At 33.3% G+C, this 14224-nt stretch carries 13 protein-coding genes, 1 pseudogene and 1 other annotated feature; of the genes and pseudogenes, 10 read left to right on the top strand and 4 right to left on the bottom strand.

What is annotated here, in order from left to right:
• Positions 1 to 135: 135 nt before the first annotated feature.
• From AEA09_RS08880 to AEA09_RS19585, 5 genes and pseudogenes are all read left to right on the top strand, one after another.
• A pseudogene (locus tag AEA09_RS08880) lies at positions 136 to 329 on the top strand (antibiotic biosynthesis monooxygenase family protein); the annotation flags it as partial.
• A 540-nt stretch (positions 330 to 869) separates the two neighbouring features.
• Positions 870 to 1475 carry a class I SAM-dependent methyltransferase gene (locus AEA09_RS08875; protein ID WP_053583490.1) on the top strand — a complete coding sequence of 202 codons (606 nt, stop codon included), beginning with the start codon at positions 870 to 872 and terminating at the stop codon, positions 1473 to 1475.
• A complete protein-coding gene (locus tag AEA09_RS08870) occupies positions 1450 to 2136 on the top strand; it encodes a response regulator transcription factor (protein WP_053583489.1) in 687 nt (228 codons plus the stop codon). The genes AEA09_RS08875 and AEA09_RS08870 overlap by 26 nt, the downstream gene beginning before the upstream one ends.
• Complete coding sequence (locus AEA09_RS08865; RefSeq protein WP_053583488.1) at positions 2133 to 3233, top strand: sensor histidine kinase; 1101 nt, start codon at positions 2133 to 2135, stop codon at positions 3231 to 3233. The genes AEA09_RS08870 and AEA09_RS08865 overlap by 4 nt, the downstream gene beginning before the upstream one ends.
• 394 nt (positions 3234 to 3627) lie before the next feature.
• A complete protein-coding gene (locus AEA09_RS19585) occupies positions 3628 to 3957 on the top strand; it encodes a VTT domain-containing protein (RefSeq protein ID WP_245622819.1) in 330 nt (109 codons plus the stop codon).
• A gap of 307 nt (positions 3958 to 4264) precedes the next feature.
• Here AEA09_RS19585 and AEA09_RS08860 read toward each other — a convergent pair whose 3' ends face one another.
• The 3 genes from AEA09_RS08860 to AEA09_RS08850 are packed head-to-tail and all read right to left on the bottom strand — an operon-like array spanning position 4265 to position 7739.
• The gene (locus AEA09_RS08860) at positions 4265 to 5296 is read right to left on the bottom strand and encodes a sensor histidine kinase (RefSeq protein WP_053584665.1); all 1032 of its coding nucleotides are present in this window, start codon (positions 5294 to 5296) and stop codon (positions 4265 to 4267) included.
• Complete coding sequence (locus tag AEA09_RS08855; protein WP_053583487.1) at positions 5296 to 5970, bottom strand: response regulator transcription factor; 675 nt, start codon at positions 5968 to 5970, stop codon at positions 5296 to 5298. Before AEA09_RS08855 ends, AEA09_RS08860 begins: the two co-directional genes overlap by 1 nt.
• Positions 5971 to 5993: 23 nt before the next feature.
• Complete coding sequence (locus AEA09_RS08850; protein WP_053583486.1) at positions 5994 to 7739, bottom strand: ABC transporter ATP-binding protein; 1746 nt, start codon at positions 7737 to 7739, stop codon at positions 5994 to 5996.
• A 694-nt stretch (positions 7740 to 8433) separates the two neighbouring features.
• On the opposite strand from AEA09_RS08850, the gene AEA09_RS08840 reads away from it, so the two are divergent.
• Together AEA09_RS08840 and AEA09_RS08835 are read left to right on the top strand one after the other, a co-directional pair.
• Positions 8434 to 8742, top strand: a complete 309-nt coding sequence (locus tag AEA09_RS08840; protein ID WP_053583484.1) for a hypothetical protein — start codon at positions 8434 to 8436, stop codon at positions 8740 to 8742.
• 69 nt (positions 8743 to 8811) lie between these two features.
• Positions 8812 to 9087, top strand: a complete 276-nt coding sequence (locus AEA09_RS08835; RefSeq protein WP_156312105.1) for a hypothetical protein — start codon at positions 8812 to 8814, stop codon at positions 9085 to 9087.
• 427 nt (positions 9088 to 9514) lie between these two features.
• Here the strand turns inward: AEA09_RS08835 and AEA09_RS08830 are convergent, their stop codons facing one another.
• Entirely contained in the window at positions 9515 to 10507 is a 993-nt protein-coding gene (locus AEA09_RS08830; protein WP_053583482.1) for a C40 family peptidase, read from the bottom strand.
• Positions 10508 to 11217: 710 nt separating this feature from the next.
• Here AEA09_RS08830 and AEA09_RS20455 point away from each other — a divergent pair.
• From AEA09_RS20455 to AEA09_RS08815, 3 genes are all read left to right on the top strand, one after another.
• On the top strand, positions 11218 to 12111 hold the full coding sequence (locus tag AEA09_RS20455; RefSeq protein WP_053583481.1) for a M23 family metallopeptidase: 894 nt from the start codon (positions 11218 to 11220) through the stop codon (positions 12109 to 12111).
• A 143-nt stretch (positions 12112 to 12254) separates the two neighbouring features.
• Positions 12255 to 12457 (top strand) — a binding site (T-box leader).
• Between the two features lie 88 nt (positions 12458 to 12545).
• Positions 12546 to 13460: a DMT family transporter gene (locus AEA09_RS08820; protein WP_053583480.1), complete on the top strand. Its 915-nt coding sequence runs from the start codon at positions 12546 to 12548 to the stop codon at positions 13458 to 13460.
• Between the two features lie 44 nt (positions 13461 to 13504).
• Positions 13505 to 14224, top strand: a complete 720-nt coding sequence (locus AEA09_RS08815) for an AAA family ATPase (protein WP_053583479.1) — start codon at positions 13505 to 13507, stop codon at positions 14222 to 14224.

Genomic DNA, 14224 nt, shown 5'->3' with positions numbered 1-14224 from the left:
TCATTATATATGAAACAGCACTTTATATTTTTCGGAAAATATTTAAAATAGGGGACGGCATGACTGTTTTAAAAGTAAAATAGAAAACCTTTTTTGAAAAAAGCAAGTATCGAAATTATCATTAAATGGAGGAATGAAAATGTTCGTCGTGGTGAAGAAGAAGTAGTGATGATTGTTCGTTGGGAATCAGAAGAGGCGTGGAAAGCATGGGGAAAGAGCCCTGAGCATATTGCGGCCATAAAAATAAGATTAAAGAGCACGGTGGCAAACCTCCAAAGCCTGACTATGTTATTGCTATGGAGCACTCTAGTTATACGGTTGTTGAATAAAGTACCGGCAGCTAGAGAGCGAATGGATTGCTTTAGATTTTAGAAAAATAAAATCTAAAGTGGGTACTCCTTACAGGTGAATACAGTGAAATTTTTGAAAGTAAAATATCATCTGCTAAGAAGGTAGTAGAAGTAATAATAATAATTGTTTTGAGCGACTTAAGACCTATATTTCATAGATCTTAAGTCGTTTATTTTGTTATCGTTTATTATCAATACTCCACTTACACATGACACACGTGGTGTCTATTGTGATTTTAAAATAAAATTTGATAAGAACCCATGTAAGTTAGGATTTCGTAATTCACAAACGGGACAGAATAGCATAATAAATACTTTGTTCAATATTAGGGATACTAAATTTAGTACCTATGATAAGAAGAAAGGTAAAGTATGGGTCATTATTTAATGGATAGACGAAATAAAAGTGCTGTTTTAAACTCAAGAAATCTTAAGGATTCTTAAGAATTTTCGGCACTCCCTCTTAAGGTTTGAATTTTAAAGTATGATTATCAATTCAAACCAATGAGGAGAATTAATGTGAAAAAATTTAATTTCTTATATCAATTTATAATGAACCCAAAAACAGTAGGTGCTATTCTTCCAAGTTCAAGTTTTCTTGGTGATAGAATGATTGAAAAAATCGATTTTAAGGATGAAAAATATATTGTTGAATATGGCCCTGGAACAGGTGTGTTCACAGAAAAATTGATTAAAAAAAGAGATCCTAAGACAGTAATATTATTAGTGGAAAATAATAAAGAATTTTATTCATTGCTGAAAGAAAAATATAAAGATGAAGATTATATATTCATTGAATATGGATCTGCCGAAAAAATTGAACGATATTTGAAGAAGTATCGTATCCCTTATGTAGATTATGTTATTTCTGGTCTCCCTTTTGCGAGTTTACCAAAAAACGTTTCAAATGAAATTCTATTAAATACCACTAAAATCTTGAAAGAGAACGGGCAATTCATTACTTTCCAATACACAAAAATAAAAAAGGCATTCTTTAATCAATTTTTCACCAAAATAGATGTGAAAAGAGAATATAGAAATTTTCCGCCTGCCTACATCTTTAACTGCACTATATTAAAAAAACATACGGAGGAATATTATGATATCAAGAATATTAATTGTTGATGACGATAAAGAAATTAGAAATCTTATTTCAGTGTATTTGGAAAATGAAGGTATGCAAACTCAAAAGGCAGAAGATGCTATTGAAGCAATGAAATTGTTAGAAGAAAATGCGTTTGACCTTATTATTTTAGACATTATGATGCCGAAAATGGATGGAATTCAAGCGTGCATGAAGATTAGGGAAGAACGCAGTATGCCTATCATTATGCTTTCTGCAAAATCAGAAGATCTGGATAAAATAAAAGGTCTTGCTTCTGGTGCAGATGATTATTTATCTAAACCATTTAACCCATTGGAGTTAACTGCTAGGGTGAAATCTCAATTAAGAAGATATAAAAAGTACAATACTGATTCATCTTTCGACAAAAGTGTTATTGAGATAGGTGATTTAACGATAAATACAGATTCACGTCAGGTTTGGGTACAAAGGAAAGAAATTAGGTTAACTCCGAAAGAATTTGATATTTTAGAACTTCTTGCTCGAAACAAAGGGAGTGTGTTAAGTATTGCAAAAATTTATGAGGCAGTTTGGAAGGATGACTTTTTTAAATCTGATAATACAGTGATGGTACACATTACAAAAATTAGAAACAAAATAGAGGAGGATCCCAAACAGCCAATATATATTAAAACGATTTGGGGAGTAGGATATAAAATATGAGGAATATTAAACTCAGGAATAAATTAACTGTAAAACTACTTGGAACCATTGCAATTAGTTTTTTTGTTACATTTTTTTTATTCGTTATTATTTCCCAATTAGTTTTTCATTTGGTCGGTATAAATTATTTTATAGATATTAGTGAAGAAAAGGCCCGTTTGATGGCGTATTTAGTACTTTCTCTTATTATCTTAAATTTTATTGTTGTTTTTTTGTTATTGGTACGAAAAAAATTTATATATTTGAGACATATTTCGGAAAGTGTTAACCAAATTGCTAATGGAAATTTAGGTTTAACAATTGAGATTGAAGGTAAAGACGAATTAAGCCAGCTAGCTCAGAACATTAATTACATGTCAAAAGAGTTAGAAAATAAATTCATACATGAAAGGCAATTAGAAAAGGCAAAAAATGAACTTATTACAAACGTATCTCATGATTTAAGGACGCCATTGACTTCAATTATTGGCTATTTGGATTTAATAAAAAACGAGCAATATGAAAATAAAGATCAATTTTATGATTACTTTGAAACCATCTATTCAAAATCACATAGACTAAAACACCTAATTGATGAACTGTTTGAATTTACTCGTTTATCAAGTCCTGATGTGATGTTAAATCTGAATAAAGTTGAGTTGGCGAGTTTATTGCAGCAAATAGTTGGAGAATATATTCCAATATTTGAGGAAGAACAATTAAGTGTTCGCAATTCGATAACAGATGAAGACATCCCAGTTTTAATAGATGTAGAAAAAATGGTTCGAGTTTATGAAAACCTCTTTATGAATGCGATAAAATACAGCATTAAACCTTCTGATATACAAATATCTTTTAAATCTAAAGGTAATACTGCAGTTTTACAAGTATCAAACAGAGTGGAAAAACCTCCAGTAGAAGATGTAAATAAAATGTTTGAACGGTTTTTTAGGGGAGATCAGGCAAGAATGGATGCACAAGGGACTGGTCTTGGACTTTCGATTTCCAAAAGAATCGTTGAGCTTCATAATGGGGTTATTCGTGCTAAATACAAGGATGGTTGGATAATCTTTATTGTGGAACTTCCTATATATAATGAACAACTTAAGAATTCTTAATGATTTTAAAGTGAATTGCTTAATTTTCATTTCCTACGATGTGTATATCTAAAGCATTGGGGGAGTGGAGAAATTGAAAAAATTTATCAATATTGCTATTTGGATATTATTTGTTTATATATGAATCAATTTCATAATTCGTATTTCCATCAAGAAATACAAACATTGCAAAGATAAAAATTATGATCGTTCGCATCGTTACGCTACAGGCGGACGCTTTCCGCGGGCAAGCACCGAGCCGCTTCCCTCGCTACGCTCAGTCCAGGGTCTCGGTTCGTTTGCTTTTCCCGCTGGAGTCGCCGCCTTCCGCTCCACTGAAATGTTCGTGATTTTCCCTAGTGAAACTAGGACTATGGATCGTTAGGCTTTTATTTTTTTTCCAGGCACAACTCTTATGATTTTGGGAGGAGTGTACTTCGGCTCAATCGAAGGTTCATTATTATCAACAGTGGGTATCGTATTGAGTGAAACTTTGGTTTATATATTTTCAAGGAGTTTTGCGGGTAATAAGATGAAAACATTTTTGGAGAATCGACATCCAGAGTTGAACGATTTATTTAAAACTTACAATTATAAGTTTCTAGCACTAGGAATTATTTGTCCGATAGCTCTAGCGGATGTAATTTGTTTCTTATCAGCTTCTATAGGTAAAATATTCAACCTACATGTTAACAATAATCATTGCAAATACCCCACTAATTATTATCTAGAACCATCAGTTTGAATTTTATTGAATTCGATTTTTCAGACAAAAAATGCCCCCTTAAGGGAACAGATTTTTAAAGTCTGTCTACCTAAGGGGAGAATACCACATTGAAAGATTAATTCTTTTTATACTTTTGAAAATTCTATATAACTTTAATAAATCAATATTTTGAGACCTGTTTGTTTTACTAAAGACTTGCACCGTAAATTTTCACATAATCGAATAAGATTTATTTTCCCTGGAGGAATAGAATACTATTATTGTGCCAGATAAAGACTGCTGTTAGAAATTCTTATTCGGTAATGCTAGAACGAACGGAAGATTGTTAATTTATTGGTAAATTAATCACGAATGTCGTTCCTTTGTCAATCTCACTTTGAACCGTAATCGTCCCATTATGCATATCAATAATTTTTTTCACTATGGATAGACCTAAACCACTTCCGTTATTTGAACGCACTCTTGCCTGATCTGCTTTATAAAAACGTTCGAAAATGTGTAGCTGATCAGCTTCCGAAATACCGATACCAGTATCTGAAATTGTAACAATAGCTTGATGCTCCTTTTTTTCCAAATGAATAGTTATCTTACCATGATCAGGCGTGAATTTAATGCAATTATGAATGAGGTTTGTCCATACTTGGCTCATTAAATCTTCATCAGCTAATAAGGTGACTTTGTCTAAATGAACGTCGAATTCTAATTTTTTTATAGTCCAGTTCGGTTCACACGCTAAAATAATTGTGCGCAATTGTTGATCAAGAGGATAATTCTTTTTTTCAAATGAGTGATTTTCAGATTCAAGCGTTGTCAGCTTCATTAAATTTTCACTTAGTTTCGATAATCGGCGGCTTTCTGTTTCGATTATATTCAAATAATGCTGATGTTGTTCTTCTGAGAGCTGCTTGTGTTGCAATGCTTGTGTGAAACCAATAATTGAAGTTAATGGCGATTGAATTTCATGAGAAACGTTTGAAATGAATTCCTGACGCATATCCTCCATTTGTTGTAATTGCTTTGCCATATGATTGAATTGATCGACAAGTTCTGTAATTTCATTTCGTTCATCCATTTTAAAATCTAAATAGACGTTAAAATCACCACTTGCAATTTTGCGTAATGCTGAAACGACTTCAAGATAGATATTTTTGCGCTTATTAGGCATGAACAAATGCATAATAACTCCAAATAACATCATGAATAAATAACCTGTGATGATTGTAAAGATAAAGCGAAAGTAGCTTGAAGTTGGAATAGGGATACGTTCTATTAAAAAGTGAGCAGCTGAAAAACTACTAACATTAAACAGTATGAAAAACAATGCGCCTAGTATTGGCTTTGCAATAGGTCTCTTCATCATTCAATCAGCTCCAACCGGTAGCCTAAACCCCATATCGTTTTAATACGAAATGAAAATTCATCTTCTGGGAATTTTTCACGCAATCTTTTTATATGAACATCAACGGTACGTTCATCGCCTTCGTAGTCATAACCCCAAATATCTTCAATTAATTGTTCACGAGAAAAAGTTTTGCCAGGGTAATTACCAAGTTTAAATAACAATTCAAATTCTTTTAGTGGAATCGTATAGTCTGTATCGTTAAAGACAATCTCGTGCGTTTTACGATTCATTTTTAGTTCACCGATGTTAAGTGTTTGAGAGAGGGCGATGTTGTAGCGTTTTAATAATGCTTTCACACGCATTACCAATTCGATGGGTTCAAATGGTTTAACAAGATAATCATCTGCACCAAGGCTGAAGCCTTTTACTTTTTGAGAAGTCTCTCCTTTAGCTGTCAGCATTAAAATTGGAATATCACTGTAATCTCGAATTTCCTGACATAGCTGCCATCCATCCATATTGGGCATCATAATATCGATAATTGCTAAGTCTACTTTCACCTTTTCCAGTAAAGTCATTGCTTCGACACCATCAGATGCTTCATAAAGGTCAAAGCCTTCCTGTTGCAAAAAGAGGTGTAGTAGCTCTCGAATATGTGCATCATCATCGACAATTAATAGTTTTGTCATGCAAATTCATTCCTTTCTATGAATTAGGCTATTGCAATTGTGTGTAATTGCTGATCTGCAAATTCATGATATAACGCATGTGATTTGTAGAGTTCTGAATGACTTCCAATACCAGTAATCGATCCTTTTTCAAGAAAAATAATTTGATCTGAATCAATTATTGTGGATAAACGATGAGCAATGACAATCGTAGTGCGGCCTTTCATTAAATCATTTAACGCTTGTTGGACGACTTTTTCGGATTTGCTATCAAGACTAGAAGTTGCTTCATCTAACATTAGAATTTTAGGGTTTCTTAAAAAGGCGCGTGCAATCGCAATACGTTGTCTTTGGCCTCCTGAGAGTTTCATGCCTCTTTCACCGACTTCTGTATTATAACCATTTGGAAGGTCAGCAATAAACTGATCTGCATAAGCCATTTTTGCAACGGTATTTAATTCTTCATCTGTTACAGCTCGCTCTAAACCATACGTAATGTTATCTCGAATTGTGCCTGAAACGATTGGGCTTTCTTGTGATACATAGCCAATTTGACTTCGCCATGATTGTAGAGAGAACTCATGAATGGCTTTACCACCAATTGAAATCGTGCCGTCATTAGGCGTATAGAATCGTTCGAATAGAGAGAAGAGCGTTGTTTTCCCGCTACCACTTGGTCCAACAATTGCCGTTACTTTACCGGGTTCTACATTAAATGTAATGTCTTTTAATATTTGATCTTTATGATTGTAGCTGTAATTTACATGTTCCACTTTGATGAGATCATTCATATTTTGTACTTCATCAGTTGCATCTTGCTCTTCGGCAGCTTCTAAAATGGTAATGATACGTTCTGTTGCACCAGTTGCTTTTTGGAAATGGGTAAAGAAAGTAGCCATTTGCGCCATTGGCATTATGATTTGGAACAAGTACATAATGAAAGCGACTAATGCACCTGTAGTTAAAGCACCTGAAGAAACGCGCATACCGCCATAACCTAGTAATAGAACAAGCAGAGTCATCATGACTAAGCTGATGATTGGTCCAAGCACTGATTGGACTTTTGCTTCTTTTAAGCCGAAGTGAAACAAGTTGTTAATTTTTTGTTGCCCATTTTGGTATTCAATTTGTTCAGCATTTGAAGATTTCATAAGACGAATTTCGGATAATACTTGTTGAAGTACTGCAGTGAATGTAGCTGTTTCATCTTGCAAGCCTTTAGAAATTTTATACATTGTTTTACCAAGAGGTATTAGAATTAAAGCAGCAATAGGAAAAGCAACAAACATAATGGATGTCATTTTCCAATCAAGAACGAATAGGACAATGATGGAGCCAACAATGGAAATCGTTCCAGAAATGAAGTTTGCTAAATGCTCAGAGATTAACTCTTTTACGACGGATGTATCATTAGTCATACGACTTACGGTTTCACCCGAAGGATGTTCGTCAAAATAACTAACAGGTAATACAAGTAACTTTTTCCATAGCTTTTCACGAATACTGGCAACTACATATTGACCGATTCGATTTAACAAATAGATAGAGAATCCGCTTGCTAAGGCTTGTGCAAGAATCGCTAAAACTAAGATAGTGATATTACTTGAACTTAATGAGCTAATCGAAAAATCATTGACAAGATTTGAGGTGAATAGCGGCACTAATAATCCAACACCTGTTGTTGTTAAGCTAAGTAGCAATGCTATACTAATCATTATTTTAGAAGGTTTCGTTTCTACAATCAATTTTAGAAACTGACCAATTCCTTTTTGTTTTTTATCTTTTTTCATGTTAATACTTCCTTTCAATTCGTGTTTACAAAAGGAGTATATAAAGAAGTTGTGAACTGAATATGAACGAATACAAAGAAATATAAAAAGTAGGATAGTAAAAACTGAAAATGAAGAAAGTATTTAATATGGTCAAAGCTAAATTGGAGATTACGTAGGGGGTTTTAAGGCAGCGCTGATGATGAGGAACCTTGGTTCAAGAAAAACAGATATTACAAAAGAGAATTTAGGATTAGCCTGCAAAAATACAGACGTGTTGATTAACCAATTTTCACTATTGCTATTAATGTGGGAAGTTGATTTCTGCTACGGGATGCTCGGTTCGCTTGTATTTCTTCAGGAAGCTTTTCTCTGGGACTATGCTACAATCAACTGAAAATATAGTATCATGCGTTAGTATTAAATTAGGATATTACTAATTATTTGGGAATTAACAACCTAATATTTCCCTAATTAACACATCTGATTTGAAATATCTTTATGATAGTTCATTACTGGTGATAATTTTTTAAAAAAAGTCAGACAAAACGGCTGCCAACTAAAATCACAATATGTTTTAATTTACCATTTTTAGTGCGATATAAATCATAGTATTAAATTTCTTGTTGAACAAACGCAGGGGTTTCATAGAAAGGAAATAATGATTGTTTTCGGTTAAACAATCATTTATAGATCATAAAGAGGGAATGGTATTGTGAAAGAGAATCGAATTCAAAAAGGCAAAATTAACATCATTGCATTATTGGGTCTATTAACTAGTGCTATATTAATAGGGTGCGAAAATGATGGTGATTTACAGCAATCGAAAAGTACGATAGATGAAGTTGAAATTGATACAAATAAAGAGCAGCAAAGCATTTCAGAATACACAAATGAAATAGAAGCATTACAAATTCAAACAGAATATCTGAATAAGGAAAAACTATATTTAGTGACGGTCATAAAAGAAATAATAGAGGATTTTTCAGATGAAGAAATGTTGGAATTTTCTCGAAATCAGTAAATTTATGAGTTAAAAGTTAATGGAGAAAATATTCCTGAAAATGGAAAGGTGACTATTCCAGAAGGGGATGTGGAAATTTTATTATCGGAAAGAAGTATGAGCTTTGATTTTTTACCATCTGAATGGATAGAGAAAGGGAGAATTAGTGAGAACTATATTGACCAAATATTAAATTTTGATACTACAAATTGGACACCATTGATGACTGATGGCACAGTTGTTACAGGACAAGGTTTTCAAGCAACAAATATGAAAGAAGGAGAACTGTTCTCCTTTAATATTACTGATGAATTGAAAGAACGATTAAACCTTGATACAAATAGAATACAGATTGAAGTTAACTAAGTTCTGAAAAAATTATCAAACGTTGATAAAAATTTGATAATGAGAAGATTAGTCTTCGATATTAATGTGACGAAGGTCCGTTTTCACAACATCCATGTTGAGTGCTTTTGGCTAAATTAATCTACTTTAGCTGAGTAAATTAAGTATAAGCATTTTGATTAGATAGTGATCTGTTACATTCTGTATAAAAAGTGTTTTATATTAAACAATTTGATAGGGATAAAGAATTTTTAATTTCCCCTTGGTCTTATCTAGGCATACATCTAACTTATTCTGAGTGTAGGTGGCTTTTTCGAAGTGTTTATATATTAGAAGAAATAAACAATAAACTATATCATCCCAGCGATTTATTAAAAATAAACAAGAGGCTGTCCCATGAGTCATTCATTATAACTCATGGGATAGCCCCTTTTGTTTGTGATAGTAATTAGTTTAAACGACCATAACCTGTGAAGTGATCTTCCCAATATGCTCCGTCGATATTACTAATTTGAACGTAATAACCACTTGCAGAAATCATTTGGTTACCGCCAATATATATACCGACATGTGAAACACCGGATTTATATGTATTGCTAAAGAATACTAAGTCGCCAATTTGTGGTGTAGATACAGGTGTTGATGCGTTATAGTAACCAGCTGCAGATAAACGAGATGTTGAAATACCTGCTTTATTATAAACATAAGAAATAAAACCTGAGCAGTCAAAGCCACTTGGTGATGAACCACCGAAAACATATTTTACGCCTTTATATTGTTTTGCAATTGAAACAATAGTATTACCTACTGAAGAATTAGGTGAATCTGGCTTTACTGTTGGCTTTGATGTTGTTGAGCCACTAACAATTAATTTTTGCCCAACTGAGATTTTTGTAGAAGTTAAATTATTTAATTTCATTATTGTTTGATACGAAATGCCATATTTACTACCAATTTTAGATAATGTATCGCCTGATTTTACTATATAAGTAGATGTATTACTTGAACTAGATGTATTCGACGGTGGATTTGTTGTTGAAGTCGTAGAACCTTTAACTACTAGCTTCTGTCCAATATGGATTAGAGTTGAAGACAATTTATTCCATTCCATTAATGTTTGATATGAAACACCATACTGACTACCGATTTTAGATAATGTATCCCCAGATTTTACTGTATATGAAGTCGTAGAACTTGGAGCTGGAGTATTAGATGTTTGGTTTTTTCCGATAATTAATTGTTGTCCAGGGAAAATTAAAGTAGATGTTAGATTGTTTGTCTTCATAATTGTTTCATATGAAATATTATATTCTTTTGCTATTTTAGATAATGAATCGCCTGATTTTACTGTATATGAAGCTGCTGAAGCTTGTCCAACAGATGTTAATAAGACCGTTGTTCCTACTGTTATTGCTGCTATCTTTGAAGTCCATTTATTCATGATGTTATATTCCCCTTAAATACTATTTACTTGCAGGTAATATAATACCATTCTAATATAACAATATGGTATCAAAAATATAACAAAAATGATATTTTTGTAATATTTATTGATTTAGTTCAATAAGTAGCTAAAATTGTACGAAATATAGTAAAATAATAAAAAAATGATTTATTATGAGTTGTAAGTATTAAAATATTGAATATTTTTGATATTTTTTTGACTCATTATATTTCTTTTTTCTGTGTTCTCACAATGACCTGAGTAGTATTTCTATATCATAGTTAATTTAGTAACAAAAGAACAGTTTAGAAGAAAAAATATTGAAAGTAGAAGGTTTTATCGCAAATCTAACTAAAAGTAAAAACTAGGGGTGAGCGTAGATAGCGAAGCGAAAGTCCACTAACATCTATGTGTTGTCAAATTCATTAAACACATTTGTTATGTAGCGGCGAGATTGGAATTGTATAACGAAAAAATCCGAGAATCTTCATGGTTCTCGGATTTTTTCGTTGGTAGGATTAAACATGTTTCATAAAACCCTTTACTGAAAAATTCGATGCTAGGATTAGTACTCTGGCATATGGATCCTAAAACGAAAATGGGAGGTATTATGTTTGGATAAAAAATACTGGTAAAATGAAACTTTTTGACATAAAAATAGTAAATGAAGTGAGTATTAAAAAATTTTAAATGTTGAGGTGTTTTAAATGGAAGAAAAACAGAAGGAATATATCAATCCTGACAACTTTGGGAACAAATTTATAAATCGTGAGTTTCAAGTGATTTATGGACAAACATCTGAAGAATTTCAAGAGCTCGTTACTCTTGACCAATTCACTGATATGGCAGCATCCTTTAATAGTGGGATTGAGTACTATAGCTTAGAATGTCGTACCTCTTTAAATAATTATGTAACACAATATTTATGGTTGGATGATAAGAGAGAAAAAGAACTCCGTGTTTCTTTTGATAATAGCAATACAATCCTAGGTATATACCTAGGAGCGTTTTTTTCGTATCCAGAAAGTGATAGAAATTATACGAAAAATACATATATTATGCCAATAACAGATAAATGGCTTGTAACTTGGGGAGGTGCTATTGAATTTTTAAACTATCATTATATCTATGAAAATCAAAGATATGCGTATGATTTAGTCATTATGAAAAATGGTCATTCTTACAAGGACTCAATAAACGAAAATGAAAATTATTATGCTTTTAATCGAAATATTGTAGCACCAGAAGATGGTAAGGTCGTGAAAGTGTTAGAGGGAATTAAAGATAATGTACCTTGCGAAATGAATTCAAGTCAACCTGAAGGCAATTGCGTAATTATTGAGCACAAAAATAATGAATATAGCATGCTTGCACATTTAAAACAAAATTCCATTGTTGTAAATGAAGGAGAAGTCGTAAAACAAGGACAATTAATTGGCTTATGTGGAAATTCAGGAAATTCATCGGAAGCGCATTTACATTTTCAAGTAATGAATTCCTCTGATTACTTGAATGGACAATCTATTCGTATCCGCTTTTTGGATGAGCTTGAACCCATACAAGGAGATTTTGTAAGTCCATCAAAAACAGCATCTAGTTAATACTCTACTTTAAGAGGCATAGCCTGATTAATAAGCGTTAATATACCTTTGTTCAACTTCCTTCTTGTTCAACCAAATTGTAGTATTTGCACTACTTAAAAGGTATTGACGTGAAGGGATAATTGATTTAGTGTATAAAGAAATATTTAACAATGATTGGAAGTAGTAATGAATATTGTTTGACTCGCAGAGAGATGATGGCAGGTGAAAATCATCGCAAACGATTCATGAACTCGTCCAGGAGTTTTTGTGCTGAAATTAGTAAGCATGAACGGCAGCTACCGTTATAGCCTAAGTGAGCTTACATGCTAAACAGAGTGGTACCGCGGATAACTTCGTCTCTATATTTATTAGAGACGAAGTTTTTTGTTGGGGAAATATCGTTCGCTCTGCTGGTGAAATGATCAGTTTTTATGAAAAAGGGGGAGACTGTAATGGAAATCATGAAAAAACGAGCAGCGACAATGGGGTTGATGGCACTTGTGTTATCGGCACTGCTAACTGCTATGAGTCAGGTGTTTTATGCGAAGCAAGTGCAACAGGTGCCGACATTTTTATTTACGGGCATTAGTTTTTTCATTACTGCTGTATATTTCTCATTTTTTGCACGTAAACATAAGCGGGAAGACCAGTGGCGGGGAAATATCGGATATATCGTTAAATTGAATATCGCATCGGTTTTGGCGTTTATGGGCTTTTATTTCGCTTTAAAATATGTAGAATCAGCCATTGTAAGTGCACTTGAAATGGGAATCGGTCCACTTTTCGTTTTATTGCTCGCTGTTTTTGCGAAAGAATACATTCCAAGAGTGCAATGGATGATAGCAATTGGTACATTATTTGCATGTATAATTTTAATATTGGCTGTTTTGAGTGGGAATTCTGCCGTGCAAATGGATGTGACATTACCAGTCATTATTAGCTTAATAGCAAGTGTTGGCTGCGGGATTGGGGCAGTACTATGTACAAGGTATTCAAAGAAATTAAGCGAGGCCGGATGGACGTCATCTATGATTTTGACGCATCGTTATTATGGCATAATTTTATTATCTTTTCTGGTAACTTATGATATTTTCTTCTATTATTTCTCAGGAAATATTTTGTGGATAATCGTTGTGACAGTGGTAGGTGTCATGCTTCCGATGTACTTATTGCAACTAGGTATTCAGCATTGTACAACCTTGATGGTAATGATGAGTTTATGCTTTGTGCCAGTCTTTACATTCATCTTTCAACTATTCGATCCAAGGCTATCTTGGTCGCCTTTTTCGTTCATCGGCATTCTTCTCTTATTTATTTTGGGTGTTTGGAGTTTATTAGTTGAAAAAAGAGCTGTTCTCGTGGAATGATATAGTTGTAATAGAGAATGCTGTTGGTGAAGGAGATGCACAGGGTGTATTTGAAATCATGTAAGGTGTTACAAGAAGAAATCGAGGATAAGCGTGCATATCCGTTTGATATTCCGAGTTTGCGGGATTTACAGGAGTTAGAGTTTCCGACTAATGTGACGTTCTTCGTGGGTGAAAATGGCTCTGGAAAATCTACTTTGCTAGAAGCCATTGCAGATCGCTGTGATTTTAATACAGCGGGTGGTGGCAGACAAAATACTTACGATGTACATAAAGCGGAATCTGCACTAGGAGAATATATTCGCTTATCTTGGTTGCCAAAAGTATCGAGTGGCTTTTTCCTACGTGCAGAGACGTTTTATCAGTTTGCCAGCCATATTGACGAGATGGCGATGTGGGAGAGGAATAAATATGCAGCATATGGTGGCAAGTCTTTGCATCATCAATCACACGGCGAATCGTTTTTATCACTGTTTATGAATCGTTTCAAAGACAAAGCAATTTATCTACTGGATGAGCCTGAAGCGGCATTGTCGCCAACAAGGCAGCTGAGTTTACTGAAAATCATGAAGGGTTTAGAGCATGAGGCACAGTTTATTATTGCGACGCATTCACCGATATTACTTGGTTATCCAAATGCGACGATTTATAGTTTTGATGAAGGAAATATTGAATCGATTCGTTATGAGGACACGATACATTATATCGTAACGAAACGATTTTTAAATGCACCAGAAACAATTTTCACAGAGTTATTTGACTAG

The organism is Lysinibacillus contaminans (assembly GCF_001278945.1).
In the GTDB taxonomy this organism is placed as follows: Bacteria; Bacillota; Bacilli; order Bacillales_A; family Planococcaceae; genus Lysinibacillus; species Lysinibacillus contaminans.
This window is presented reverse-complemented; position numbering and strand designations above follow the sequence as displayed.

What these genes read in the sequence shown, in the direction of transcription:
- AEA09_RS08870 (WP_053583489.1), top strand. Translation starts at nt 1,450, where the DNA reads ATGATATCAAGAATATTAATTGTTGATGACGATAAAGAAATTAGAAAT.
- AEA09_RS08865 (WP_053583488.1), top strand. Translation starts at nt 2,133, where the DNA reads ATGAGGAATATTAAACTCAGGAATAAATTAACTGTAAAACTACTTGGA.
- AEA09_RS19585 (WP_245622819.1), top strand. Translation starts at nt 3,628, where the DNA reads ATGATTTTGGGAGGAGTGTACTTCGGCTCAATCGAAGGTTCATTATTA.
- AEA09_RS08860 (WP_053584665.1), bottom strand. Translation starts at nt 5,296, where the DNA reads ATGAAGAGACCTATTGCAAAGCCAATACTAGGCGCATTGTTTTTCATA.
- AEA09_RS08855 (WP_053583487.1), bottom strand. Translation starts at nt 5,970, where the DNA reads ATGACAAAACTATTAATTGTCGATGATGATGCACATATTCGAGAGCTA.
- AEA09_RS08850 (WP_053583486.1), bottom strand. Translation starts at nt 7,739, where the DNA reads ATGAAAAAAGATAAAAAACAAAAAGGAATTGGTCAGTTTCTAAAATTG.
- AEA09_RS08830 (WP_053583482.1), bottom strand. Translation starts at nt 10,507, where the DNA reads ATGAATAAATGGACTTCAAAGATAGCAGCAATAACAGTAGGAACAACG.
- AEA09_RS20455 (WP_053583481.1), top strand. Translation starts at nt 11,218, where the DNA reads ATGGAAGAAAAACAGAAGGAATATATCAATCCTGACAACTTTGGGAAC.
- AEA09_RS08820 (WP_053583480.1), top strand. Translation starts at nt 12,546, where the DNA reads ATGGAAATCATGAAAAAACGAGCAGCGACAATGGGGTTGATGGCACTT.